Genomic DNA, 24,141 nt, shown 5'->3' on the forward strand with positions numbered 1-24,141 from the left:
GAGGTTCCCTTCAAAGGGTGTACATGACGTGCTGGATGAGGCTCAGGGAGTCCCGGGTCCTGTGCGCTTCCGGAGGGGATTCAGGATCCACAGGAGCCAGGGCCAGTTCACAGAGCCGCTCGAACATTCTGGCGTATTCGTCGAGCTGGTCACCATCCCGCAAGAAGAGGGAGCGCGTGGGGTGTTCGAGATAGACCGTGTCCAGCTCGGGCGTTGAGCCGCCGAAGATCTCGAACGACTGGCTGTACGCGGAGTATGCGCCGGCCTCGAAGGGGAAGACCTGCACGGTCACATGGGGCAGCCGGGACACCTCCATCAGGCGCAGCAGCTGTGCCCGCATCACCTTCGGGCCGCCGACATGGGAGTGGAGCGCCGCTTCGTGGATGACGGCGTGGTACATGACGGGCGCGGCCCCGGTGAGGACGCGTTGCCGGGCCATACGGAACTCGACGTATCGGTCGGCACGTTGAGGGTCTCTCTCCGTCTCGCCGAGTACGGCGCTGGCGTACTCCTCGGTCTGGAGCAGGCCCGGGATGAACAGCGGCTCCTGGGTGCGTACCACCGTCGCCCGTGACTCAAGTTCGGCCAGGTCGCGCGCAGCCGGGCCGATCGTGTCGGAGAACTCGTCCCACCAACCCTTGCCCCGCACCTGCGCCATCGCCATCAGGCCGTCGAAGTATGTGCCTTCGGGGCAGCCGTATGCGCGGAGCAACTTGTACAGCCCGTTACGGGGAACGTCGACGCGGCCCGACTCGATGTGGCTGATCCTTGTTCGCTCGGCCTCGATGAGCCGCGCTGCGGCGTCACCAGACATTCCGGCTCGGAGGCGCAGTTTGCGCAGCTCGGCCCCCAGGCGTCGCTGACGTTCGCTCGGGCTGGTCCTTGGTGGCATGTGGTCCTCCCTCTGGCCGTGCGCAGTGTGTCGCGCGGCTCGCGCCGGGGTCCATCGCGAACGACGGGCATCACTCTTCAGGGCGAAGCCTGCGGTACACGGTTGTAACTCCCCCACGGGTGACCCTAGCGTCGACATCAATCCGCTCACCCGCGTCACGAGGAAGTACCTCCGCCCTCAACTCAATTGATGAGGCCCGGACCTGGTCACCGCGTGCACGCCCGACACTCGAAAGGAATCCGATGGAATCTGCCGTCTCCCTCGTCTTCCCGCCCCACCCCGCCTGGGTCCGCACTGCTCGCGAAACCGTCCGCACCCTCCTCATCGCCGCCGACCGCCCCGAACTCACCGACACCGCAGTGCTGCTGACCTCGGAAGCCGTCACCAACGCCATCAACGCCTGCGCGGCGAAGGGCTGCAGCACCCCCGTCACCCTCCACGCCGGCTGGCCCGACCCCGCCCGCCTCCGCGTCCTCGTACACGACGAAGCCCCCGGCCTACCTGCCGTCCGCCCCGCGACTGAGAGCGACGAGGACGGCCGGGGTATGCGCCTCATCTCGTACGGCGCCGACGCGTGGGGCGTGTGCACGCACGGCCCGGGGGCGGGCAAGGGCACATGGTTCGAGCTGGGGCGCGCATGCTGACCCGGGCGCCCTCGGGTGATACTCCCGATACCATCACCGCTGATATCGTCGAAGGCATGCCGAAGATCACCGTTGAACTCACCCCCGAAGAACTCGCCGAGGTCAACGAGCATGCTCGCAGCCTCGGCAAGTCCACCCGTGCCCTCGCGCACGACCTGCTGGTGGCCGACGCGCAGCGGGCAGCGTTCCTGCGGAGCGTGGACAAGGGCATCGAGATCGGAATGGCGGCCTTCGCCGACGCGCCGGAGGGATGGCGTTGAGCTCGATCATCCGCGTCGACGTGGGCTGGATCCTCGACGTCCAATCCCGAGTGGCCCCGCTCAACGTCGACATCGCGGACTGGGGCGCCCTGGCCGCCATGGCCGGACGGCACCGGCACGAGCAGCCCGCCGGGACGCTGTATTACGAGGAGGCTGCGTCCCGGGCGGCGACGTTCTGGCACATGGCGATCCGCCTGGAGCCGTTCGCCGACTACAACGCGGTGATCGGCTGGGCCTGCGCGTACGCCTACATGGACGCTTCCGGTGAAACCGTCGATCCGCCGTCCCCGAAGGACGTGTACCTGGCCTCTGCGGCGATCCGCTCCCATGAGGCGAACCTGCGTGACACGGCCCGAACCCTGGGTGACTGGCATGCCTGATTCAGGGTTCGGGCCGCTGCCCCGGCTCGCAGCACGGGCGGGCGCAGGTGACTTCGACATGTTGTTGGACAAGAAAAACTACCGACGTCTCCTGCCCTTGGCGGCCGGGGCTCGCTGCTCCCCTAATTGCACCGAGCCCCGGACCCCCGATCCCCAGTTCCCGCCGGAGGGCCCCTGCTTCCGCCCTACGACGTAGTCGTCACCAACGGCGGCAACGCCCCCGTCTTCGCCGCCTGCGCGTACCAGTACGCACTCGACTTCGGCGTACGAGCCAGCGTCGCGTAGTCCACGTACACCGCCCCGAACCGCTTCCCGTACCCGTACGCCCACTCGAAGTTGTCCATGAGGGACCACAGGAAGTAGCCGCGTACGTCCGCGCCCTCGGTGATGGCGCGCCGGACCGCCCGCAGGTGACCGTGCAGGTAGGCGATCCGCTCGGGGTCGTGGACACGGCCGTCCGCGTCCATCTTGTCGTCGTACGCCGCGCCGTTCTCCGTCACATACAGCGGCAGGCCCGGGGCCTCCCTCGTGTACCGCATGATCAGCTCATGCAGGCCGGTCGGGTCGACGGTCCAGCCCATCTCCGTACGGTCGCCCGGCGTCTGGTGGAACATGACATCATCCGCGGCCGGCCACGGCGAGTGGTCGCTCTCCCCGTGGCCGTCCGCGCGCGGGCCCGCCGCATCCTCCGCCGCCGCGCTCACCAGCGTCGGCGAGTAGTAGTTCAGGCCCAGCGCGTCCAGCGGCTGGTTGGCGATCGCCATGTCGCCGTCCAGTACGAACGACCAGTCCGTCAGCGAGGACGTCGCCGCGAACAGGGTCTCCGGGTACGCCCCGTGCAGCATCGGCCCATGGAACACCCCGTTCGCCATGTCGTCGATCTTCCGGACCGCCGCCAGGTCCTCCGGGGAGTCCGAGAACGGCCGTACCATCGACGGGTTCAGGCTCACCGCCACCGAATTCCGCGCCGGCATCACCGAGCGCAGGGCCGAGACGCCCAGGCCGTGTGCCACGTTCAGGTGGTGGGCGGCCCGTAGCGCCGCCACCGGGTCCGTACGGCCCGGCGCGTGGACCCCGGAGCCGTAGCCCAGGAACGCCGAGCACCACGGCTCGTTCAGGGTGATCCACTGCTCGACGCGGTCGCCCAGCGCCTCGCCCACGATCCGGGCGTAGTCGGCGAAACGGTGGACGATGTCGCGCTCGGGCCAGCCGCCCGCGTCCTCCAACTCCTGGGGGAGGTCCCAGTGGTAGAGGGTGACGGCGGGCTTGATGCCCTTGGACAGGAGCTCGTCCACCAGGCGGCGGTAGAAGTCCAGGCCCTTCTGGACGGCCGGACCCCGGCCCGTCGGCTGCACCCGCGACCAGGAGATCGAGAAGCGGTACGCGTTGAGGCCCAGCTCCGCCATGAGCGCCACGTCGTCGCGGTAGCGGTGGTAGTGGTCGATAGCGATGTCACCGTGCTCGCCACCGGCCGTCTTGCCCGGCGTATGGCTGAAGGTGTCCCAGATGGAGGGCGTACGGCCGTCCTCCCGTACCGCCCCCTCGATCTGGTACGCGGAGGTCGCCGCGCCCCAGAGGAAGGCGGGAGGGAAGGTAACCGGCGTGGTGGGCTCAGGCATGGAAGCGCTCCCATTGGTGGTCGTGTAGACCGACGAGGTGAGTGGGGGGAGAAGAGGGGAGAAGAAACGAGCTGTGAGCGGGTGGGGGCCGAGGCGGCGGTGACCCGGCCCCAGAGAGATCGAACGACGAGCGAGTGCGGGCCTCAGCCCTTCACCGCGCCCTGCATGATCCCGCCCACGATCTGCTTGCCGAAGATCGCGAACACGATCAGCAGCGGAAGCGTGCTGAGCAGCGCGCCCGCCATGATCAGAGCCTGGTCGGGGGTGTAGCCGCGGCCCAGACCGGCGACCGCGACCTGCACGGTCGGGTTGCCCAGCTGCGTCAGGACGAGGAACGGCCACAGGAAGTCGTTCCAGGTCTGGACGAACATCAGCATGCCCAGGACGGCCATCGCGGGCCGCGCGGCGGGGAACACCACGTGCCAGATCACCCGCCAGCTGCTCGCGCCGTCGACCCGGGCCGCCTCGATGATCTCGTCGGGCAGAGCCTGCAGCAGGTACTGCCGCATGAAGAAGACGCCGAACGCGCTGACCAGCGAGGGCAGGATCACGGCTTGGAGCTGGTCGGTCCAGTCCAGCTTGGCGACCATCATGTAGAGGGGGATCACCTGGAGCTGCGGCGGCACCATCATGGTGCCGATCACGATCAGCATCAGCGCGTTACGGCCCTTGAACCGCAGCTTGGCGAAGGCGAACCCGGCGATCGTCGACAGGAAGACGATGGTCAGCGACGAAACGCCCGCCACGATCGTCGTATTGAGGAACGCCTCGCCCAGATTGGCATCGCTCCAGGCCACTTCGATCTTGTCGAAGAGGTTCGCGCCGAACCAGAACGGCGGCGGGGTCTCCGCCAGCCGCGCGTTGTCGCGGGAGGCGGCGATCGCCGTCCAGAACAACGGGAAGATCGACACGAGGGTGAAGACGATGAGGATGGCGTACGCGATCGGTCCCGCGTGGTGCTGACCGCCCGCCCGTGCCGCCTTCAGGCCGAACCTGCGCCGCTCGTCCTTGGGCGGCTCCGGCGGCACGGCATCGACCGGGGCCTTGTTGATTGTCGTCGTCACGGCCGGTCTCCTAACTACTGGCGCGCAGCCGGCGCGAGATGACGTAGTTGATGATCCCGATCACGATGAGGATCAGGAACATCGTCCAGGCGATGGCGGAGGCGCGGCCCAGGTGCTGGTTCACCCAGCCCTGCTCGTACATGTACAGGCCGAGTGTCTGGAACTGGTGCTGCGGTCCGCCGGAGGCACCCTTGTTGGCGTCGAACATCAGCGGCTCGGCGAAGAGCTGCGAGGCGCCGATGGTCGACACGACGACGGTGAACAGGATCGTCGGGCGCAGCGACGGCAGCGTCACATGGAGGAACTGCTTCCAGCGGCTGGCGCCGTCGAGGGCCGCCGACTCGTACAGGTCCTGCGGGATCGCCTGCATCGCGGCCAGGTAGATCAGCGCGTTGTAGCCGGTCCAGCGCCAGATGACGATGGACGAGACGGCGATCTGCGCGTACCACTTGTCGTTCTGCCAGTCGATGTTGTCGACGCCGAACAGGCCCAGGAACCAGTTGATCATGCCGTAGTCGCGGCCGAAGAGCAGCACGAAGACGAGGGTCGCCGCGGCGATCGACGTGGCGTACGGCGCGAGCATCACGACCCGGAAGAAGTTCGAGGCGCGCAGCTTGTAGTTGAGGAGGTGCGCGATGCCCAGCGCCATCATCAACTGCGGGACGGTCGAGATGATCCCGATGGTGAAGGTGTTCCTCGCCGCGTTCCAGTAGAACTCGTCGTCGAAGATCCGGGTGTAGTTGCGCAGCCCCGCCCACTCCATGTCGGTGGGCGCGGTCAGCTCCACCGTGTGCAGCGAGGCCCACGCCGTGTAGATCAGCGGGAACATGCCGAACGCGATGAAGAGCATGAAGAACGGCGAGACGAAGGCGTACGGGCTCCAGCGCACGTCCCGCTGCCAGCGGCGGGACAGCCGGGCGCGCTTGCGGAGCGTCTCAGGTGACTCGACGGGCGGACGGGCCGGGGCCGCGCCCCCCTCCTTGGCGGGGGGCGCGGCGGCGGTGTCGTGCGTGGGTGCCGTTCCGGTCACCTGAGGCCTCCAGAGAGGCATCGACCCTCAGGCCGGGGTCCAGGCACCATCCACACAATCGGGTGAACGGCGCTCGATGCGTTGCGAGAACCAAGCATGCGACTGGATCCTTGATGTCGACCGGGCTGGTTCCAACCCGGCTGGTGTTGATCGCGGAAGACTCGATCGCTCGCTGAGCGGCCGAGCGGCGTGAGCCAGGAATCCCTCTGCTCCGGCCGGGGGAGGGTTCAATGCTCCAGGTTGTTGTCGATGGTCTTGGTGGCGTTGGTCCAAGCCTCCTCGGGAGACTTGCCCTGCGTCACCAGGATGACGCCGTTGTCGGTCAGGCCCTGCTGGATGATCTGGTCCTTCGGGCCGACCACCTGCACCGGGAGCTCGGCGGCCAGCGGCGCGTAGATCTGGCCGATCGGGGCGTCACCGGTCATCTTGTTCTTCGCGTCCTTCACCAGCGGCAGATCGTACGCGGCCTGCGCGGTCGGGAAGCTGCCGCGCTTGGAGAAGAGCTTGGCCTGCTGCTCGGGCGCGGTCAGCCAGGCGGCCAGCTTCGCGGCCTCCTCGGTGTTCTTGCCCGACTTCGGCACGCTGAGGAAGGAGCCGCCCCAGTTGGCGGCCTTCGGCGGCGCGGCAACGTCCCACTTGCCGGCGTTCTCCGGCTTCGACTTGCCCTCGATGTAGCCGAGCATCCACGGCGGGCAGGCCATCGCGGCGAACTTGCTGTTGGCGATCGTGGTGTCCCAGGCCGGCTGGAACTGCGTCTGGTTGCCGATCAGGCCGGCCTCGGCGGCCTCGGCGGTCAGGTCGAACGCCCTCTTGACGGCCGGGTTCGTCTTGTAGATGACCTCGCCGGAGGCGTTGTAGAACCGCTCCTCCTCACTGCCGACGATGGCGTTGAACAGGCCGCCGGGGGAGTCCATGAAGGTGGTGCCCTTGGGGCCCTTCGCCTTGTAGTCCTTGCCGACATCGACGAGCTTCGCCCAGTCGCCCGTCCACAGCTTGCCGACCTCCTCGCGGTCGGTGGGCAGACCGGCCGCCGCGAAGAGGTCCTTGCGGTAGCAGATGGCCATCGGTCCGACGTCGGTGCCGAGTCCGATCGTCTGGCCGTTCTCCGCGGTCCCCTGCTCCCACTTCCAGGGCAGGTAGTCGCTCTCCTTGCCGTACTTGGACAGGTCGACGAACTTGTCGCTGTACTTCTGCACCACTTCGGCGATGTTGCCGACTTCGATGCCCTGGATGTCCTGGAGGCCGCTGTTGGTGGTGAGATGGTTGACCAGTGGCGGGTAGTAGTTCTCGTTCCGCTCGACCACGGTCTGGTCGATGTCGATGTTCGGGTTCAGCTTCTCGTACTCGGCGTACAGCCCGGCCTCCTCGAAGCCGAAGCTGCCGAAGAGCCCCAGGGTGATCTTGGTCTTGCCGCCGGCGCCGCCGTCCGACGAGCCGCCTTCCTCGTCCTTGCCGTCATCGGCACAGCCGGCCAGCAGCCCGGCGCCCAGCGCGGCGACGGCCGCGATGACCACCGTCTTTCGCGTACTGCGGGCGATACGGGTGCCCCCGCCCGACCGCAGCCGAGTGTGGGGGAGGGTACGTGCTCGCATTGCGTCCTCCTGATGCCTTGACGTGCCGACCCCCCGGCCAACTGCGTTGTTGGGCCCGTTTGTGCTAGCTGCGGCTCGGGCGGGGAACGTGCGGGATGTGTAAGTGCCAGGCCCTGTGGGAGCGCTCCCACAAGTGATGTGTTGAAGAGTCGTCGGTTCGTGCGGGGGTGTCAAGGGAGCGGGCGCAGAGATATGTCTTCGGTTATCGGGCTGTTAACTAACCCGGGGGGTGGAGGCGGGGCGCGGCAGGGAGGGGCAGGGGAGGTGCTACGGGGTGGCGGGTGAGGTGCCCGGGGGCGACGGGGCGCACCGATTGGCAGCCGTCTCACCGCCGGATCGCGTTCCCAGCGTATCGGCGGGACGAATCTGCCCATCACCGTCGCGGGCCGGGCGGAGGGCCCCGGCGGAGGTCCCCGAACATCAATGACCACTTCCCGGGCCTCGTACGAGGATCAGGACTGTTAGATTCCACGCCAGCGGGGTGTGAACGGGAGGCGACCATGGTGGCAGGCCACGGAGCACGGGGCCGTAGCGGCCGCCGGCCGACGCTGGAAGAGGTCGCGGCCCGGGCCGGTGTCGGCCGGGGCACGGTGTCCCGGGTGATCAACGGCTCGCCGAGGGTCAGCGAGGCGACCCGCGCGGCGGTCGAGGCGGCGGTCGCGGAGCTCGGTTACGTCCCGAACACGGCGGCCCGCGCCCTCGCGGCGAACCGCACCGATGCGATCGCGATGGTCGTCCCCGAGCCGGAGACCCGCTTCTTCGCCGAGCCGTACTTCTCCGACATGCTGAAGGGCGTCGGCGCCCAGCTCTCCGACACGGAGATGCAGCTCCTGCTGATCTTCGCGGGCAGCGACCGGGAGCGCCGCCGTCTGGCCCAGTACCTGGCGGCGCACCGCGTGGACGGCGTCCTTCTGGTTTCTGTACACGCGGACGACCCGCTGCCCGATTTGCTTTCACAACTGGAAATCCCGGCGGTGATCAGCGGCCCCCGCTCCGAGCACGAGACGCTCCCTTCCGTCGACTCCGACAACTACGGCGGCGGCCGCTCGGCGGTGGAACACCTGATCGCGCGCGGCCGTACCCGGATAGCCACGATCACCGGCCGCCTCGACGTCTACGGCGCCCAGCGCCGTATCGACGGCTACCGCGAGGCCCTGGCGGACGCCGGCCGTGAGGTCGACGAGCGTCTGATCGTCTCCGGCGACTTCACGGAGGAGGGCGGCCGCAGGGCGATGACCGAACTCCTGTCCCGCTGCCCCGATCTGGACGCGGTCTTCGCCGAGTCGGACGTCATGGCGGCCGGCGCCCGGCAGGTCCTCCGCGAGGCCGGCCGCCGCATACCCGACGACGTGGCCCTCGTCGGCTACGACGACTCGGCCATCGCCCGCCACATGGACCCACCCCTGACCAGCGTCCGCCAGCCCATCGAGGAAATGGGCCGAGCCATGATCGACCTCCTCCTCGACGAGATCGCCGACCGCCGCCCGGCGGTGTCCCGGGGCCTGGACCGCCGCCAGGTGGTGCTGCCTACGGAGCTGGTGACGCGGGCTTCTTCCTGACTGACCTCATGGTGTGAAGGCGGGAATGGGCCACGCGCCCGGACCCCCCGTCAACGCTTCGCGTGTGCGGGGGAGTTCGCGACCGAGTCGAGAACATGATGAAGGGCCAGCCCGTTGGAACGGACTGGCCCTTCATCGATCAGGGTGAGTGACGGGACTCGAACCCGCGACATCCTGGACCACAACCAGGTGCTCTACCAGCTGAGCTACACCCACCATGACCGGCGGTTCATCCGAAGGTTTCACCGACCGGCCGAGAAAAAGTGTACAGGGTCTGAAGGGGTGCTCGCGCACGCCTTTGTCGGCGGGTTACCGCGCAGGCAGGACGTGCTTGGCGGCGATCGTGCGGGCCGTGTCCGAGTCCGGGCCGGGCTGGGGGACGAAGATCGCCTCGCGGTAGTAGCGGAGCTCGGCGATGGATTCGCGGATGTCGGCGAGGGCCCGGTGGTTGCCGTTCTTCTCGGGGCTGTTGAAGTACGCCCTCGGGTACCAGCGGCGGGCCAGCTCCTTGATGGAGGAGACGTCCACGATGCGGTAGTGGAGGTAGTCCTCCAGGGTCGGCATGTCCCGGAACAGGAAGCCCCGGTCCGTGCCCACCGAGTTGCCGCACAGGGGGGCCTTGCCCGGCTCCTTCACGTGTTCGCGTACGTACGCCAGGACCTGCTCCTCGGCGTCGGCGAGCGTCGTGCCGCCGGGGAGGGCGTCGAGGAGGCCGGACGCGGTGTGCATCTGGCGCACCACCTCCGGCATGGTCTCCAGTGCCGAGTCCGGCGGGCGGATGACGATGTCGACTCCCTCGCCGAGTACGTTCAGCTCGGAGTCGGTGACGAGGGCGGCCACCTCGATGAGCGCGTCGTCGGACAGCGAGAGGCCGGTCATCTCGCAGTCGATCCACACCATGCGATCGTTCATGTGTCTCACCTTACGGCCCGTGACAGCCGTACGGCCCGGTCCTGCACCTGGGTGATCAGGGCAGGACCGGGCCGTACGGCCACTACTGACGTGCTACGGCGCGCTGCGCTGGCCCGGCAGGCGGCCCGTCGCGTACAGCTCCGGCTTGGCGCCCTCCGCCGACAGCGACGCCGACGGCGCCAGGGCGCTCGCCGCGGCCGTACGACGGGCCTGGAGCGGCACCGGGGCGTGCTCCGGCGCCATCGCCGGCGGTCCGGCGGTGCTGTGCGCGCCGTTCGGGCCGTCGTGGTGGTCGCCGTGCTTGTCGCCCTGCGGGCGCCGGGCCCGGTACGCCGCCCGGTACGCCGCCGGGGACGAGCCGAGCTGGCGGCGGAAGTGCCCGCGCAGCGCCACCGGCGAACGGAAGCCGCAGCGTCCCGCGACCTCGTCCACCGAGTAGTCCGACGTCTCCAGCAGCCGCTGGGCCTGAAGGACCCGCTGGGTGATCAGCCACTGCAGCGGCGCGCTTCCGGTCAGCGACCGGAAACGGCGGTCGAACGTACGGCGGCTCATGTACGCCCGTGCCGCGAGCGTCTCCACGTCGAACTGCTCGTGGAGGTGCTCCAGTGCCCAGGCGACGACCTCGGCGAGCGGGTCGGCGCCGATCTCCTCTGGTAAAGATCGATCGAGATAGCGCTCCTGGCCGCCCGATCGACGCGGTGGCACGACGAGACGCCGGGCCAGGGCCCCTGCCGCCTCGTTGCCGTGGTCCGTCCGCACGATGTGCAGACAGAGATCGATTCCGGCTGCGGTGCCGGCCGATGTCAGTACGTCGCCGTCGTCCACGAAGAGCTCTCGTGGGTCGACGTGGACGGACGGATAGCGCTTGGCCAGCGTCGGCGCGTACATCCAGTGTGTCGTCGCGGGCCTGCTGTCCAGCAGGCCGGCGGCGGCCAGCACGAAGGCGCCGGTGCACAGCCCTACGATGCGGGCCCCCTCTTCGTGCGCCCGGCGCAGTGCGTCGAGCGCCTCCTCCGGCGGCGGTGAGGTGATCGAACGCCATGCGGGCACGACCACCGTGCCCGCCCGTGAGATCGCTTCAAGGCCGTTCGGCGCGGTGAGTTCCAGGCCCCCTGTGGTCCGCAGCGGGCCTTCCTCGCCCGCGCACACCAGCAGGCGGTAGCGCGGTACGCCGGCGTCCTGGCGGTCGATCCCGAACACCGAAAGCGGTATGGAACTCTCGAAGATGGGGCCGCCGCTGAACAGCAGCACCGCGACGATCTCCTTGCGGCGTCGCCCGGAGAGTTTCCGGGCCGCGGCATCCGGCGCGGCGGTGGAGTCGTGGCTCATACTGCTAAGCCCCCCTCGGTGGTCGCGGCTCCTCGGTTGTGTCGCTCCTGCACGTTTCCCCTTGGTCCTGCACGAGTCCCCCGCCGTAAGACAGTCATGATCGAATCTACTGTGTCCCGTGGTGCCGGCGTGACCAGTTCGCCATCCGGCACATTGTCGACATGGCAACTTGGCGTGAAGCATTCGATCACGAAGCGTTGCACTCTCGTGCCGTGCAGGGAAGTACGCCTCGTCTCCGTGGCTGGTCCGCGTAGGGTGCGCGCGGGCCCTGGACCCCTTTCAGTGCAGGTCGAACGGGGGGTGGAGGGGTGCTCGGTCAAGGGGTGTGCGGGTAGCCGAAGTTGGCTGAAAAGATACGGGCGTGTGCGCGGAAACCGGTCAGTCGACCGGCGTACTCGGGCCGGAGTGGCGTCCACCCCTGTGCGCCCCGGAAGGGGATCGTCCGTGCCGGCCGCGGTGGGGGGTGTGGTCTTCGGCCATCGGGTGGGGGTGGGCGGGGCCGGGTGTGCGGGCCGCGACGCGTTCCGACTGGCGCAGGAGGATGCGGCAGGCCGCGGTGACCGCGGCGAGGCCGAGTGCAGCGCCTGCCGCGCCGGCCAGGGAGGTGCCGTACCAGACGAGGACCACGGGGACGAGGACGCAGCTGAAGGCCGCCCAGCGGACCACGTCCGTGGCGGTGTCGGGACGGTCGGGGTGGGACGAGGCGGACACGGGTTGCTCCCTTCTGGCTCCTCGGGTTCGGCTTACCGGGGTTCAACGCGTGTTCGACCTGTCGGTCACTGGTACCGCCCGGTCGGGTGGCCGCTGAGGGTGGTGCGCCTGCCCGCTCCCGCGGCGGTCATGCATGGGCCCGGCGGGGCGGGGGTGGTTGCGTTCCTGTGCAAAGCGGCTGTACGTGGCAGCAACCATTGCGTTACGGGCTGGGGGTCGTGCATGCTCCCTGGAACCCGTGCAGCCGGTGCGGGCTCTGGGCGGAGGAGGCGTGCGGCCGTACCCTTGGGGGTATGGGGTTGGGAAGATGATTCCCGGACACGGCTCCGTCGCACACTGACGCCCATCCACGTCGTTCACGTCGTCCCACCCACGAGGATCCAAACGCCGAGACACCCATGGCCGGTCACGAATTCTTCGACTCCGCGGACCGCAAGCGGCGGCCCGTCGCCGATCCCACGGCGGCCGATCCCCTGGCGGCGGAAGAGGCACGCCCCACTTGCGATCCCGCCTTCAAGCACGGTGTCGTCGTCGGCTTCGACGGTTCGACGTCCAGTGAGCGCGCCCTCGCGTACGCCATCGGCATGGCCCGCCGCTCCGGCTCGGGCCTGATCATCGTTCACGTGGCCAACCGGCTGCCCACGACCGTGTGGGCCGGCTGCGAGCCGCCCGTGTTCGTCGATGTGCCGGATCACCGGACCGAGGTGCTGGGGCTTGAGCTGGCCTGTGCGGATTACCTCGCCGAGGTGCCCTGGATCCTCGTCGAGCGCGGGGGCGACATCTGCCACGAACTCGAAGAGGTGGGGCGGGAGTACGAGGCCGACGCGATCGTCGTCGGTTCCACGCACGGGATCGTCGGGCGGATCTTCGGGTCGGTCGCCGGGCGGCTCGCCAAGCGGGCGCGGCGGCCGGTCATCGTCATTCCTTAGCGGCCGGCTGCGCAGGCCCGGCGTGTTGGGCGGCTCCCGGCGGTATATGAGCGGACCCCCCGTGAGCGGTGGCTCACGTGGGGGTCCGGTCTGTTGTGTGGCCTCTGCGGGTTTGCGGGGGCTGGTCGCGCCCACGCGGCGGAGTCGCATATCGATACAGCCCGCCCTTTAAAGCCCCCCGCGTCCCCTGCTGAGAAGCCCGCTTACTCCACCGTCACCGACTTCGCCAGGTTCCTCGGCTTGTCGATGTCGCGGCCCAGGGCCAATGCCGTGTGGTAGGCGAGGAGTTGGAGGGGGATGCCCATGAGGATCGGGTCGAGTTCGTCCTCGTTCTTCGGGACGACGATCGTCTGGTCGGCCTTCTCCTGGTTCTGGTGGGCCACCGCGAGGATCTTGCCGCTGCGGGCCTTGATCTCCTCCAGGGCGGCGCGGTTCTTCTCCAGGAGGTCGTCGTCGGGGACGATGGCGACCGTGGGGAGGGCGGGCTCGATGAGGGCCAGAGGGCCGTGCTTGAGCTCGGAGGCGGGGTAGGCCTCGGCGTGGATGTACGAGACCTCCTTGAGCTTGAGGGAGGCCTCGCGGGCGACGGGGTAGCCCCGTACGCGGCCGATGAAGAGCATCGAGCGGGCCTCGGCGTACTCCTGGGCCAGCTTCTTGATCTCGTCCTCCTGCTCCAGCATCTCGGCGATCTGGCCGGGCAGCTTGCGCAGGCCCTCGATGATCCGCTTGCCGTCGCGGACGGAGAGGTCGCGGGTGCGGCCGAGGTGCAGGGCGAGGAGGGCGAAGGCGACCGTCGTGTTGGTGAAGCACTTCGTCGAGACGACGCAGACCTCGGGGCCCGCGTGGACGTAGATGCCGCCGTCCGCCTCACGGGCGATCGCCGAGCCGACGACGTTCACCACGCCCAGGACCCGCGCGCCCTTGCGCTTCAGTTCCTGTACGGCCGCGAGGACGTCGTACGTCTCGCCGGACTGGGAGACGGCGATGTAGAGGGTGTCGGGGTCGACGACCGCGTTGCGGTAGCGGAACTCCGACGCCGGCTCGGCGTCCGCGGGGATACGGGCCAGCTCCTCGATCATCTGGGCGCCGATCATGCCCGCGTGGTACGAGGTGCCGCAGCCGAGGATCTTCACGCGGCGGATCTGGCGCGCCTCGCGGGCGTCCAGGTTGAGGCCGCCGAGGTGCACGGTGGAGAAGCGGTCGTCGATGCGGCCGCGCAGCACGCGGTCCACGGCGTCGGCCTGCTCGTGGATCTCCTTGTGCATGTAGGTGTCGTGGCCGCCCATGTCGTACGAGGCCGCCTCCCACTCCACGGTGGTGGGCTCCGCCGTGGTGCGGGTGCCCTCCGTCGTGTACGTGCGGAAGTCGTCGGCCTTCAGGGTGGCCATCTCGCCGTCGTCGAGGGTGACGATCTGGCGGGTGTGGGCGACCAGCGCCGCTATGTCCGAGGCGACGAACATCTCCTTCTCGCCGATGCCGAGGACGACGGGCGAGCCGTTGCGGGCGACGACGATGCGGTCGTTGAAGTCGGCGTGCATGACGGCGATGCCGTAGGTGCCCTCGACGATCCGCAGCGCCTGGCGGACCTTCTCCTCCAGCGTCTCGGCCTGGGAGCGGGCGATGAGGTGGGTGAGGACCTCGGTGTCGGTCTCGGAGAGGAACTCGACGCCGTCCGCCTCCAGCTTCCGCCGCAGGTCGGAGGCGTTGTCGATGATGCCGTTGTGGACGACGGCGACCTTGCTGTCGGCCGACATGTGCGGGTGGGCGTTGATGTCGGACGGGGCGCCGTGCGTGGCCCAGCGGGTGTGGGCGATGCCGGTGGTGCCCTTGAAGCGCGCGGGGACCTTGGCCTCCAGGTCCCGGACCCGGCCCTTGGCCTTGACCATCTTCAGGCCGGCGGTCTTGGGCGAGGTGACGACTATGCCCGCCGAGTCGTAGCCCCGGTACTCCAGGCGCTGTAGCCCCTCAAGGAGCAGCGGCGCCACGTCGCGCTTGCCGATGTAACCGACAATTCCGCACATATAGGTGTGTCCCTCGTTTTTCTCAGCCGTAGACGATTCAGCCGTAGACGATGCGGCGCAGCTGTCTGAGCGTCAGCTCCGGCGGCGCGACCGCGCGGTATTTGAGGTCCGCCTCGATCCGTTCGAAGATCGCCGAGTTCACCAGGCCCTGGGCCTGGAGCTCCCGGTGGCGGCGACGGACGTAGTCCTCCGTCGTCTCGTCGAAGTAGGCGAGCACGTCCTGGACCACGCGCAGTGCCTCGCCTCGACTGAGGGGCGTGGACCGCGTCAGATGATCAACAAGTTCGTCGTGCACCCGGTAGATCCTGGGGTATCGGCGCCGCTTTGGCAAGAATTCTGCCCGATTTCGGGCACGCTACTGTTAATCTCACAGACGTTTGAGGACCGCCTGCTTGGCCATGGTGAACTCCTCGTCCGTGAGTACGCCGGACTTGTGGAGCTCGCCGAGTTCGCGGAGACGGCGCAGCAGGGCGTCGTGGTTCTCTTCGGGTGCCTGTCGATCCGGCTCCGCCGGGGGAGGGGCCGGCTGCTTCGGTGCCGCGGTCGCCGGATGCGGGAGCCGGGCCTGGATCGCCGCCGCGACCAGGGCCATCAGGGGGTCCTTCTTGAAGCCCCACAGTTCGACGGAGTTCGGGTCGTACTTGGGCGGGGCCTTGGTCGGGGCCGCATTGCGTACGGTGAAGCGGAGGTAGCCGTTCTCCAGGCCGACGGAGGGGTGCCACTCCACGGCCGTGATGTCCGTCAGGGCCAGCTTCCGTGTCCCGGCGGCGGCCTTGGCGTCGTCCGTCTTCCAGTTCCACTCCAGGCGTATGTACTCGCCGTCGAAGCTCGCGGTGCCGTCCCCGGCGGAGACGGACAGCGGGACGGTGGGGCCGGCCAGCAGATACGCGTCGACCGGGTCGGACGGCACCTCGTCCAGGAGCAGGGCGTTGCGGATCTCGTCCACGAAGTACTCGGCGACGCCGTACCGGTCCGAGTCGACGCTCAGCTGGTAGGGGTCGTTGCCGTCGGTCAGCCGGCCGCCGGTGGCCTGGAGGAGAGGGTCGGAGCCGTCGCGCAGTCTGAGCCGCAGCCGCCCCGACTTCTTGCCCTGTTCGAAGGAGATGCCCGCCAACGCGCGCAGCGGGACCGCGAGTTCACCGAGGGTCTTGCGCAGCAGGCTCACGTTCTTGTCGCGGCCTGGGGTCAACCGCAGGGTGTCGCCGTCGAAGGTCCACGTACCGTCGCGCTGGAGGATTTCCGCCATGAAGCAGATTGTTCCAACGTTTTCTCGCCCCCGCCGCCCCTACCCGTCCCTTCCCAAGGGGCTGCGCTCCTTCGATCCCGCAGTTCCCCGCGCCCCTGAGAACCGGCGACGGGCACCTCGGAGGACCGTACTCCGAGGTGCCCGTCAGGCGGTTGAGGCAGGACAGGGCGAACTCGGGGCGGAATCCGGCCTCCTGCGCACACGGGGAACGCCGGCCCGCGCATCCGCCAGCGTCAGCCCGCCAGCCCCAGTTCCCGGGCGATCAGCATGCGTTGTACCTCACTCGTGCCCTCGCCGATCTCCAGGATCTTGGAGTCGCGCCACATGCGGGCCACGGGGTACTCGTTCATGAAGCCGTAGCCGCCGTGGATCTGCGTGGCGTCGCGGGCGTTGTCCACCGCGATCGTCGACGAGTAGAGCTTCGCCAGGGCCGCTTCCTTTTTGAAGGGTTCGCCGGAGATCAGGCGGGAGGCGGCGTCGCGCCAGGCGAGGCGGGCGGTGTGGGCCTTCATCTCCATGTCGGCGATCTTGAACTGGATGGCCTGGTTGGCGCCGATCGGGCGGCCGAAGGCGTGACGTTCCTTCGCGTACTTCACCGACTCGTCCACACAGCCCTGGGCGAGGCCCGTGGCGAGGGCCGAGATGGCGATGCGGCCCTCGTCGAGGATGCGCAGGAACTGGGCGTAGCCGCGGCCGAGTTCACCGAGGAGGTTCCCCGCCGGGACACGTACGTCGGAGAAGGACAGCTCCCGGGTGTCGGAGGCGTTCCAGCCGACCTTGGAGTACGGGGCGGCCACTGAGAAGCCGGGGGTGCCCGACGGGACGATGATCGACGAGATCAGCGGCTTGCCCTCCGGCGTGCGGTCGGTCACCGCCGTGACCGTGACCAGGCCCGTGATGTCCGTGCCCGAGTTGGTGATGAAGCACTTGCTGCCGTTGATCACCCACTCGTTCGTCGACTCGTCCAGCCGGGCCGTCGTACGGGTCGCGCCCGCGTCGCTGCCGCCGTCCGGTTCCGTCAGACCGAACGCGCCCAGCATCTCGCCCGAGCACAGGCGCGGCAGCCACTCCTCCTTCTGCGCCCGCGTGCCGAAGAGATGGATCGGCATCGCGCCCAGCGAGACCCCGGCTTCGAGGGTGATGGCCACGGACGAGTCGACCCTCGCCAACTCCTCCAGCGCGATGCCGAGCGCCAGATAGTCGCCGCCCATGCCGCCGTACTCCTCCGGGAACGGCAGCCCGAACAGCCCCATACGGCCCATTTCGCGGACGATCTCGTACGGGAACTCGTGGCGCTCGTAGAAGTCGCCGATCTTGGGCGCGACGACCTCGTGGGCGAACTCCTCGACCGTACGGCGGAGTTCTTCCAGTTCGGGAGAGAGGTGGTGGTCCATAAACGTCACTGCTCCTTGTGGGGCTGTGTTGTTCTACCGAGGGCTCGTACGGTGCGGGACGGGCTGGGTCGGCCCAGGTGGGCGGCCATCCACTCGCTGGTGGCGACGAGACGGCCGAGGTCGACGCCCGTGTCGATGCCGAGTCCCCGCAGCATCCACACGAGGTCTTCCGTGGCGAGATTGCCGGTGGCGGACTTGGCGTAGGGGCAGCCGCCGAGGCCCCCGGCCGACGCGTCGACCGTCGTGACGCCGTGCCGCAGCGCCGTGAGGGTGTTGGCGAGGGCCTGGCCGTAGGTGTCGTGGAAGTGGACGCCGAGCGCCGACGTCGGTACGCCTGCTTCGTTCAGCGCGGTGAGCAGCGCCTGGACATGGCCGGGGGTCGCCACGCCGATCGTGTCGCCGAGGCTGAGCTCGTCGCAGCCCATGGCGAGGAGGGCCCGGCAGACCCGTACGACCTGGGGGATCGGGACCGGGCCCTCCCAGGGGTCGCCGAAGCACATGGAGAGGTAGCCGCGGACGTGTCCGCCTTCCGTCCTCGCTCTGGTCACCACCGGATCGAACATGGCCAGCGCCTCGTCGACGGTCCGGTTGAGGTTGGCCTTCGCGAAGGACTCCGTCGCGCTGGCGAACACGGCCACGCGGCGCGCGCCCAGCGCCAGGGCGCGGTCGAGGCCGCGTTCGTTGGGGACGAGGACCGGGAGGGCCACCGGCAGGTCGTCGACGAGCGGGAAGAGGGCTTCCGCGTCGGCGAGTTGGGGCACCCACTTGGGATGGACGAAGCTGGTGGCCTCGATGGTGGTGAGGCCCGCGTCGGCCAGCCGGTGGATGAACCTGGCCTTCATCTCCGTCGGGAGGGTCGCCTTCTCGTTCTGCAGGCCGTCGCGGGCGCCGACCTCGTGGATACGGACGCGGGTGGGCAGGCTCGGATCCGGTACGACCATGGGCAGTGCGTCGGCGTCGCTCATTCCGTCACCTCCTCATGGGGTTCGCCCTGGGGTTCGGCATGGGGTTCGACCACGGCAAGTACCTGGTCCATGGCGACGGTCGTACCCGGCGTGACGTCCAGCTCGGTGACCGTCCCGGCATGCGGCGCGGAGACGACGTGCTCCATCTTCATCGCCTCCACCACCACCAGGCTCTGCCCGGCGGTCACCTCGTCCCCCACGGCCACCTTGACGACGGTGACCGTGCCCGGCATCGGGGCGGTCAGCGAGTCCACGCCCGCGTGGGCGGCGCCAGTGAGGGCCGCGGCGACGGGGTCGTGGTCGCGCACGTGCCAGGCGTCACCGTCGCGGCCCAGCCAGGTGCCGTCCGGCAGCGCGGCGAAGGCGTGGGTGACGCCGTCGAGGTGGAACGTGAACCGGTCCTCCGCCCCGGGCCGCGGGGGCACGCCCCCGGCCCCCCGGAGGGGATGCTCCGCCCCGGCCGGCAGGATCTCGGTCCCGCCGTCCGGTGTGCGGCGCACGCGCACGGTCACCGGTTCATGGCCCGGCACGTGGAGGTGGTGTGCCGTCCAGGCGCGCTCGCCGCCCAGCCGCCAGCCGTCCGCCGCGGCGAACGGGTCGGCCCAGCCGCTGCCGTCGGCGGTGGTGAGTGCCGCCTGGCGCAGCAACGCCGCGGCTGTGTAGACCTCGACCGGCACACCGTCGGGTACCAGCCCGTCGACCTCCCGCTCCACCAGCCCCGTGTCCAACTCGCCCGCCACCACCGCCGGATGGGCCAGCAGCCGCCGCAGGAACCCGGCGTTCGTCTGCACCCCCAGCGTGACCGTCTCGGCGAGGGCCGCGCGAAGTTTTCTGAGGGCGGTCGGCCGGTCGGGGCCGTACGCGATGACCTTGGACAGCATCGGGTCGTACAGCGACCCGACCTCCGTGCCCTCGCTGAGCCCCGAGTCCGTGCGTACGCCGTCGCCCTGGGGCTCGCGCAGGCGCAGGACCGTTCCTCCGGAGGGGAGGAAGCCGCGTGACGGGTCCTCGGCGCAGATGCGGGCCTCGATCGCGTGCCCGGTCAGCCGGACGTCTTCCTGCCCGAAGTCCAGCGCCTCCCCGGCCGCCACCCGCAGCTGCATCTCCACCAGGTCCACGTCCGTGATCAGTTCGGTCACCGGGTGTTCCACCTGGAGGCGGGTGTTCATCTCCATGAAGTAGTACGCCGATACGGGGGGTTCGGGGGGTGTCCCCCCGACAGGCGCAGTGCCGCCGGGCACGATGAACTCCACCGTGCCCGCGCCGACGTATCCGCAGGAGCGGGCCGCCTGGGCCGCCGCCTCGCCCATCGCGGCACGGGTCTTCTCGTCGAGCAGGACGCTCGGTGCCTCCTCGATGATCTTCTGGTGGCGGCGCTGGAGGGAGCACTCGCGTTCGCCGAGGTGGATCACGTTGCCGTGGGCGTCGGCCAGGACCTGGATCTCGATGTGCCGGGGGCGGTCGATCCACCGCTCGACGAGGAGGGTGTCGTCGCCGAAGGAGGCGCGGGCCTCGCGGCGGGCGGCGGCGATCTCGTCGGCCAGCCGTTCCGCGTCCCGTACCAGCCGCATCCCCTTGCCGCCGCCGCCCGCGCTGGGCTTGAGCAGCACCGGCATGCCGATCTCCCGGGCGGCGTCGGCGAGTTGGGTGTCGGTCAGCGCGCTGCCGCTGGAACCCGGCACCACCGGGACCCCGGCCGCCCGTACCGTCTCCTTGGCGCGGATCTTGTCGCCCATGAGCGTGATCGCCTCGGCGGGCGGACCGATGAAGACAAGCCCGGCGTCGGCGCAGGCGCGCGCGAAGTCGGCGTTCTCGGCGAGGAAGCCGTACCCGGGGTGGACGGCCTGTGCGCCGGTGCGGGCCGCCGCCTCCAGCAGGCGCTCGGCCGACAGATAGCTCTCGGCCGCCGGTGCCGGGCCGATCCGTACCGCCGTGTCGGCCTCCCGTACATGCCGGGCGTCGGCGTCCGCGTCGCTGTACACCGCCACCGAGCGCACGCCGAGCGACCGCAGCGTACGGATGACGCGTACGGCGATCTCGCCCCGGTTGGCCACGAGGACGGTGTCGAACATGGTCGTCGTCTGAAGCATCTCTGAAGTCCCCCTCACATCCGGAAGACGCCGAACTGGGGTTCGCCCAGGGGCGCGTTGGCGCACGCGGTCAGGGCCAGGCCCAGGACCTGCCGGGTCTCCAGCGGGTCGATGACGCCGTCGTCCCAGAGGCGGGCCGTCGCGTAGTAGGCGTTCCCCTGGTGTTCGTACTGCGCACGGATCGGCGCCTTGAAGGCATCCTCGTCCTCCGTGGGCCAGTCCTCGCCGCGCGCCTCCAACTGGTCGCGCTTGACGGTGGCGAGGACCGAGGCCGCCTGTTCGCCGCCCATCACCGAGATCTTGGCGCCCGGCCACATCCACAGGAAGCGGGGGGAGTACGCCCGGCCGCACATCGAGTAGTTGCCCGCGCCGTACGAGCCGCCGATCACGACGGTCAGCTTCGGCACGCGGGTGCAGGCGACGGCCGTCACCATCTTGGCGCCGTGCTTGGCGATGCCACCGGCCTCGTAGTCCCGGCCGACCATGAAGCCGGAGATGTTCTGCAGGAAGACGAGGGGGATGCCGCGCTGGTCGCACAGCTCGATGAAGTGGGCGCCCTTCTGGGCCGACTCGGAGAACAGGATGCCGTTGTTGGCGACGATCCCGACCGGGTGGCCGTGGATCCGGGCGAAGCCGGTGACGAGGGTCTGCCCGAACTCCGCCTTGAACTCGGCGAACCGCGAGCCGTCGACCACGCGCGCGATGACCTCGCGGACGTCGTACGGGGTGCGGGAGTCGACCGGTACGGCGCCGTAGAGCCCGTACGGGTCGACCTTGGGCTCGGCGGCCGGCTCGACCGACCAGGGCAGGGGGCCTCGGGACGGGAGTGTCGACACGATCGTCCGTACGATCCGCAGCGCGTGGGCGTCGTCCTCCGCGAGGTGGTCGGTGACGCCGGAGACCTTGGAGTGCAGCTCGCCGCCGCCGAGCTCCTCGGCGGTGACGACCTCGCCGGTGGCGGCCTTCACGAGCGGGGGACCACCGAGGAAGATCGTCCCCTGCCCCCGGACGATGACGGCCTCGTCGCTCATGGCCGGCACATACGCGCCACCGGCGGTGCACGACCCCAGCACGGCCGCGATCTGCGGAATGCCCGCCCCCGACATCCTGGCCTGGTTGTAGAAGATGCGCCCGAAGTGCTCGCGGTCGGGGAAGACCTCGTCCTGCATGGGCAGGAAGGCGCCCCCGGAGTCGACCAGATACAGACAAGGGAGGCGGTTCTCGAGGGCCACCTCCTGCGCCCGCAGATGCTTCTTCACGGTCATCGGGTAGTACGTGCCGCCCTTGACGGTGGCGTCATTGGCGACGATCACGCACTCACGGCCGCTGACCCGCCCGATCCCGGCGATGACTCCGGCGGCCGGTGCCTGCCCGTCGTACATCCCGTCGGCCGCCAGGGGCGCCAGCTCCAGGAAGGGCGAGCCGGGGTCGAGGAGGGTGTCGACCCTGTCCCGCGGCAGCAGCTTGCCGCGCGCGGTGTGCCGGGCGCGCGCCTTCTCGCCACCGCCGAGCCGGGCGGCGGCCAGCTTGGCGCGCAGCTGTTCGGTGAGGGCGCGGTGCGCTTCCTCATTGGCTCGCCAGGCCTCCGCCGCGGGGTCCACCGCAGTCGTCAGCTCCGGTGCCTGGTCCATCGTGCGGTCCCCTCGCCCAGTGGTCACCTGTTAATGAGCGTTAACGCGTTTCCTTCAGGTTAACGACCGCTAACCTCCCTGTCTAGAATTGCCTCCATGGCCACCAGAACCGACGCCCTCACCCGCCGCGAGCAGATCCTCAAGGAGGCCGCCAGGCTCTTCGCCGAGCGCGGCTTCCACGGGGTCGGCGTCGACGAGATAGGGGCCGCCGTCGGCATCAGCGGCCCCGGCCTCTACCGTCACTTCGCCGGCAAGGACGCGATGCTCGCCGAGCTCCTGGTCGGCATCAGCGGGCAGCTCCTGACCGGGGCGAAGCGCCGCCTGGCCGAGGCCGACGGGGCGGCCGCGCGGGCGAGCGGCGGGGGTGCCGCCGGTCGCGACCCGGAAGCAGTCCTCGACTCCCTCATCGAGGGCCACATCGACTTCGCCCTCGACGACCGTCCCCTCATCACCCTGCACGACCGTGAGCTGGACCGCCTCCGGGACAGCGACCGCAAACTCGTCCGCCAGCTGCAGCGCCAGTACGTCGAACTGTGGGTTTCGGTGCTCCGGGAGGTGTACCCGGGGTTGGCCGAGCCCGCCGCCCGCTCGGCCGTCCACTCGGTCTTCGGCCTCCTGAACTCGACCCCCCACCTGGGCCGACCGGGTTCCCTGCCGGGCCGGGCGGCCACTGCGGAGCTACTGCACCGGATGGCCCGGGGGGCGTTCGGGGCGGCTGCGACTGGCTGACGGGCGTCGCCTTTCCTGCCCGCCGGTCCTGGTCCGGCGCATCCGGCGCCTCAGCGCGGACCCGACACACATCCGGCCGCCGCCGGCCGTTCCGGCCCGGCAACCGCCGCAAGCCCGGCGGCACTGATCACGACCGAGCGGTCACCCTGGGAGTGAGCAGCGCCGGGTGCAAATCACGCTTGCCGTATTTCGGGGGAACGATCGGCTGTTGTGACGAGATCGGCCTCACATCCCGAAATTGTCGAGGTCACGTCACTGGCTGATGCGGCTTCCATACGACGCTGGGCCCGGGTGCCAATCCTTGCCATCGTGATCACTCGTCGGGGTGCGCAGGCGGCACCCGATGAACGACAAGCACTCCAAGCACTGGTCGGCCCACTCGGGTCGGCGTGCCGCAACACAATCAACACGGGGGAATCATGTCTCTTCGCAGCCGGCTCACGCGCCGCGCGCAGGTCACTCTCATAGGCGTCGCCGCCGGAGGTGTCGCGGCCGCCGCGATCGCCGTCGTACCGTCGCTCGCCGACAGTGACTCCACCAAGCCGGCGACGGTCGCCGCCCAGAAGGAGACCGACTACGGGCCCGAGCCCGAGGCCGACAGCAAGCTCGTCACCCAGGGCAGCGAGCTGTCGACCATGAGCACGGCCACGCTCTCGCCCGACGTGATGATCAACCGGGCCCATTCCTGGCTCACGGCCAACAACGGACGCCCGGTCCCCTACAGCATGGAGCGCGTCTGGAAGGACGGCTACCGCCAGGACTGCTCCGGCTTTGTCTCCATGGCGCTCGGGCTGGGGAAGCCAGGTCTGATCACCGTCGGGCTGGCCGACTCGAGAAACGGCGTCACCACGCGGCTCAGCGGCGTGAGTCAGCTCAAGAAGGGTGACCTGCTGATCGACTACCGCGAGGATGACGGCGATTTCCGTCACGTAGTGATCTTCGAGATAGCCGACGGAATCCCCACCAGCGACCTTGCTCCAACCTCAGCCGGAAACGGACATCGCCTTACGAACCGTCCACTAAGAACTCCTAACGGAATGCGCTCGGAACTCGGTGCGCGGCATGTGTCCAGAACCTCGTGAGTGCCGACAGAGCCACTCGATGAATTGACCGTGGCTGCTCTCGCGTTGGCGTGCCGGTCCGG

Annotated in this window: 22 protein-coding genes and 1 tRNA gene; 7 read left to right on the forward strand and 16 right to left on the reverse strand. The window is 69.4% G+C overall.

Annotation, left to right across the window (positions count from 1 at the left end):
* Nucleotides 1-10 precede the first annotated feature (10 nt).
* Nucleotides 11-892: a helix-turn-helix domain-containing protein gene (locus CES90_RS24690; RefSeq protein ID WP_189784021.1), complete on the reverse strand. Its 882-nt coding sequence runs from the start codon at nucleotides 890-892 to the stop codon at nucleotides 11-13.
* 242 nt (nucleotides 893-1,134) lie between these two features.
* Here CES90_RS24690 and CES90_RS24695 point away from each other — a divergent pair, with 242 nt between their 5' ends.
* The 3 genes from CES90_RS24695 to CES90_RS24705 are packed head-to-tail and all read left to right on the forward strand — an operon-like array spanning nucleotide 1,135 to nucleotide 2,176.
* On the forward strand, nucleotides 1,135-1,536 hold the full coding sequence (locus tag CES90_RS24695) for an ATP-binding protein (RefSeq protein ID WP_189784020.1): 402 nt from the start codon (nucleotides 1,135-1,137) through the stop codon (nucleotides 1,534-1,536).
* A gap of 56 nt (nucleotides 1,537-1,592) precedes the next feature.
* Nucleotides 1,593-1,796, forward strand: coding sequence for a hypothetical protein (locus tag CES90_RS24700; RefSeq protein ID WP_189784019.1), 204 nt, complete (start codon nucleotides 1,593-1,595; stop codon nucleotides 1,794-1,796).
* On the forward strand, nucleotides 1,793-2,176 hold the full coding sequence (locus CES90_RS24705; protein ID WP_189784018.1) for a hypothetical protein: 384 nt from the start codon (nucleotides 1,793-1,795) through the stop codon (nucleotides 2,174-2,176). Before CES90_RS24700 ends, CES90_RS24705 begins: the two co-directional genes overlap by 4 nt.
* A gap of 185 nt (nucleotides 2,177-2,361) precedes the next feature.
* Here CES90_RS24705 and CES90_RS24710 read toward each other — a convergent pair whose 3' ends face one another.
* The 4 genes from CES90_RS24710 to CES90_RS24725 form a co-directional block, all read right to left on the reverse strand.
* Nucleotides 2,362-3,795, reverse strand: coding sequence for a GH1 family beta-glucosidase (locus CES90_RS24710; RefSeq protein WP_189784017.1), 1,434 nt, complete (start codon nucleotides 3,793-3,795; stop codon nucleotides 2,362-2,364).
* Between the two features lie 143 nt (nucleotides 3,796-3,938).
* Nucleotides 3,939-4,859 (reverse strand): carbohydrate ABC transporter permease, encoded by a 921-nt coding sequence (locus tag CES90_RS24715; RefSeq protein WP_189784016.1) that lies wholly within the window; start codon nucleotides 4,857-4,859, stop codon nucleotides 3,939-3,941.
* A 10-nt stretch (nucleotides 4,860-4,869) separates the two neighbouring features.
* The gene (locus CES90_RS24720) at nucleotides 4,870-5,889 is read right to left on the reverse strand and encodes a carbohydrate ABC transporter permease (RefSeq protein ID WP_229913928.1); all 1,020 of its coding nucleotides are present in this window, start codon (nucleotides 5,887-5,889) and stop codon (nucleotides 4,870-4,872) included.
* A gap of 227 nt (nucleotides 5,890-6,116) precedes the next feature.
* Nucleotides 6,117-7,481, reverse strand: a complete 1,365-nt coding sequence (locus CES90_RS24725) for an ABC transporter substrate-binding protein (protein WP_189784014.1) — start codon at nucleotides 7,479-7,481, stop codon at nucleotides 6,117-6,119.
* Between the two features lie 503 nt (nucleotides 7,482-7,984).
* Here CES90_RS24725 and CES90_RS24730 point away from each other — a divergent pair.
* A complete protein-coding gene (locus CES90_RS24730) occupies nucleotides 7,985-9,040 on the forward strand; it encodes a LacI family DNA-binding transcriptional regulator (RefSeq protein WP_189784165.1) in 1,056 nt (351 codons plus the stop codon).
* Nucleotides 9,041-9,183: 143 nt separating this feature from the next.
* On the opposite strand, the gene CES90_RS24735 is transcribed toward CES90_RS24730, so the two are convergent.
* The 4 genes from CES90_RS24735 to CES90_RS24750 form a co-directional block, all read right to left on the reverse strand.
* Nucleotides 9,184-9,256, reverse strand: a tRNA-His gene (locus CES90_RS24735).
* A gap of 93 nt (nucleotides 9,257-9,349) precedes the next feature.
* A complete protein-coding gene (orn, locus tag CES90_RS24740) occupies nucleotides 9,350-9,952 on the reverse strand; it encodes an oligoribonuclease (RefSeq protein WP_189784013.1) in 603 nt (200 codons plus the stop codon).
* 93 nt (nucleotides 9,953-10,045) lie between these two features.
* The gene (locus tag CES90_RS24745) at nucleotides 10,046-11,281 is read right to left on the reverse strand and encodes a helix-turn-helix domain-containing protein (RefSeq protein WP_189784012.1); all 1,236 of its coding nucleotides are present in this window, start codon (nucleotides 11,279-11,281) and stop codon (nucleotides 10,046-10,048) included.
* 378 nt (nucleotides 11,282-11,659) lie between these two features.
* Entirely contained in the window at nucleotides 11,660-11,992 is a 333-nt protein-coding gene (locus CES90_RS24750) for a hypothetical protein (protein WP_189784011.1), read from the reverse strand.
* Nucleotides 11,993-12,390: 398 nt separating this feature from the next.
* Between CES90_RS24750 and CES90_RS24755 the strand changes: the two genes are divergently transcribed.
* Entirely contained in the window at nucleotides 12,391-12,921 is a 531-nt protein-coding gene (locus tag CES90_RS24755) for a universal stress protein (RefSeq protein WP_189784010.1), read from the forward strand.
* Between the two features lie 203 nt (nucleotides 12,922-13,124).
* Here the strand turns inward: CES90_RS24755 and glmS are convergent, their stop codons facing one another.
* From glmS to CES90_RS24790, 7 genes are all read right to left on the reverse strand, one after another.
* On the reverse strand, nucleotides 13,125-14,942 hold the full coding sequence (gene glmS / locus CES90_RS24760) for a glutamine--fructose-6-phosphate transaminase (isomerizing) (protein WP_189784009.1): 1,818 nt from the start codon (nucleotides 14,940-14,942) through the stop codon (nucleotides 13,125-13,127).
* 37 nt (nucleotides 14,943-14,979) lie between these two features.
* Nucleotides 14,980-15,237: a hypothetical protein gene (locus CES90_RS24765; protein WP_189784008.1), complete on the reverse strand. Its 258-nt coding sequence runs from the start codon at nucleotides 15,235-15,237 to the stop codon at nucleotides 14,980-14,982.
* A 72-nt stretch (nucleotides 15,238-15,309) separates the two neighbouring features.
* The gene (locus tag CES90_RS24770) at nucleotides 15,310-16,188 is read right to left on the reverse strand and encodes a DUF4429 domain-containing protein (RefSeq protein ID WP_189784007.1); all 879 of its coding nucleotides are present in this window, start codon (nucleotides 16,186-16,188) and stop codon (nucleotides 15,310-15,312) included.
* A 233-nt stretch (nucleotides 16,189-16,421) separates the two neighbouring features.
* A complete protein-coding gene (locus CES90_RS24775; RefSeq protein ID WP_189784006.1) occupies nucleotides 16,422-17,582 on the reverse strand; it encodes an acyl-CoA dehydrogenase family protein in 1,161 nt (386 codons plus the stop codon).
* Nucleotides 17,583-17,587: 5 nt separating this feature from the next.
* Nucleotides 17,588-18,547, reverse strand: coding sequence for a hydroxymethylglutaryl-CoA lyase (locus CES90_RS24780; protein ID WP_189784005.1), 960 nt, complete (start codon nucleotides 18,545-18,547; stop codon nucleotides 17,588-17,590).
* The gene (locus tag CES90_RS24785; RefSeq protein ID WP_189784164.1) at nucleotides 18,544-20,619 is read right to left on the reverse strand and encodes an acetyl/propionyl/methylcrotonyl-CoA carboxylase subunit alpha; all 2,076 of its coding nucleotides are present in this window, start codon (nucleotides 20,617-20,619) and stop codon (nucleotides 18,544-18,546) included. Before CES90_RS24785 ends, CES90_RS24780 begins: the two co-directional genes overlap by 4 nt.
* Nucleotides 20,620-20,651: 32 nt before the next feature.
* A complete protein-coding gene (locus CES90_RS24790) occupies nucleotides 20,652-22,268 on the reverse strand; it encodes a carboxyl transferase domain-containing protein (RefSeq protein WP_189784004.1) in 1,617 nt (538 codons plus the stop codon).
* 96 nt (nucleotides 22,269-22,364) lie between these two features.
* Here CES90_RS24790 and CES90_RS24795 point away from each other — a divergent pair, with 96 nt between their 5' ends.
* Both CES90_RS24795 and CES90_RS24800 read left to right on the forward strand, forming a co-directional pair.
* Entirely contained in the window at nucleotides 22,365-22,997 is a 633-nt protein-coding gene (locus tag CES90_RS24795) for an SACE_7040 family transcriptional regulator (protein WP_189784003.1), read from the forward strand.
* Between the two features lie 419 nt (nucleotides 22,998-23,416).
* On the forward strand, nucleotides 23,417-24,079 hold the full coding sequence (locus tag CES90_RS24800) for an NlpC/P60 family protein (RefSeq protein ID WP_208921450.1): 663 nt from the start codon (nucleotides 23,417-23,419) through the stop codon (nucleotides 24,077-24,079).
* Nucleotides 24,080-24,141 lie beyond the last annotated feature (62 nt).

The sequence above is a fragment of the Streptomyces capitiformicae genome (genome assembly GCF_002214185.1).
Lineage (GTDB): Bacteria > Actinomycetota > Actinomycetes > Streptomycetales > Streptomycetaceae > Streptomyces > Streptomyces capitiformicae.